The sequence below is a fragment of the Roseateles sp. P5_B10 genome (assembly GCF_056400485.1).
In genome coordinates this window covers 1-971 of sequence record NZ_JBFULE010001300.1, presented here as the reverse complement: position 1 = coordinate 971, position 971 = coordinate 1, and the positions used below count along the sequence as shown (strand labels likewise).

1 protein-coding gene is annotated in these 971 nt (G+C 67.5%); it reads right to left on the bottom strand.

The features are described from left to right. Window positions 1-157: 157 nt before the first annotated feature. Window positions 158-904: a LytR/AlgR family response regulator transcription factor gene (locus AC1DU6_RS32875; RefSeq protein ID WP_056202214.1), complete on the bottom strand. Its 747-nt coding sequence runs from the start codon at window positions 902-904 to the stop codon at window positions 158-160. Window positions 905-971: the final 67 nt, after the last annotated feature.

The window sequence follows — 971 nt, the reverse complement described above, 5'->3', positions numbered from 1 at the left end:
GGCCACCGCTCGCCTCCCACGCAAAGGGTGGCAGATTCCCGGCCACCCACTCCAATGGCGGCGCGGCCTGGGCCGTGCCCAGCAGTACAGCCGGGGCGAACAGCAGGCAGCGGCGGGACAACAGCATGCCCCGACTCTAAGCCGGGTGAAGGCCGTTCTACATCGCCTTGAACAGATGAACGTAGGCGCGGCTGACAGGCAGCTCGCGAGCCTGGCCGCGAATGCGCACGAAGAGCCGGCTCTGCTCGTCGCGGCGCGTGCCGGCGAGGTGGTCGAGGTTGATGATGGTGGAGCGGTGCACCTGCCAGAAGCGGTCGGGGTCCAACTGGCCACCGAGCTCGAAGATGGGCGTGCGGATCAGGTGTTCGGCAGTGGCCGTCTGCACGACGGTGTACTTGTCGTCTGCGTGGAAGAACAGCACTTCATCGACGGGAATCTGGTGCATCAGCTCCCCTTGGGCGGCGCGGATATAGCGCAGCCGTGCCGATGCGGCGGTGGGCAGAAGCCGCTTGAGCGTCTCGGCCAGCGCATCGTCGCCAGCCGGCGGTGGCGCCTCCTGGCGCAGACGCGTCACACACGCGGCCAGGCGCTCGGCTTTCAGCGGCTTGAGCAGGTAGTCGACGGCGCGGGCCTCGAAGGCTTCGACAGCGTACTGGTCATAGGCCGTCACGAAGACAACGCGCGTTGCACCCTCAATGCCCTGGGCCACCTCCAGGCCGGTCAGGCCGGGCATCTGGATGTCCAGAAAGGCCAGGTCGGGCTCGAGGTCGGCGATGGCTTCGGCGGCCTCGACGCCGTTGGCGGCGATCCTGACGATCTGCAGCTCGGGCCAGGCCTGGGCAAGCTGGGCCTTCAGGTATTGGGCCAGGTGGGGTTCGTCGTCGGCGATGAGGGCTGTCGTCATGGTGTTCAGGCAGAAAAGGGAATGCAGATGCGGGCGCGGGTGCCGCCGCCTTCGCGGGGTTGAAGTT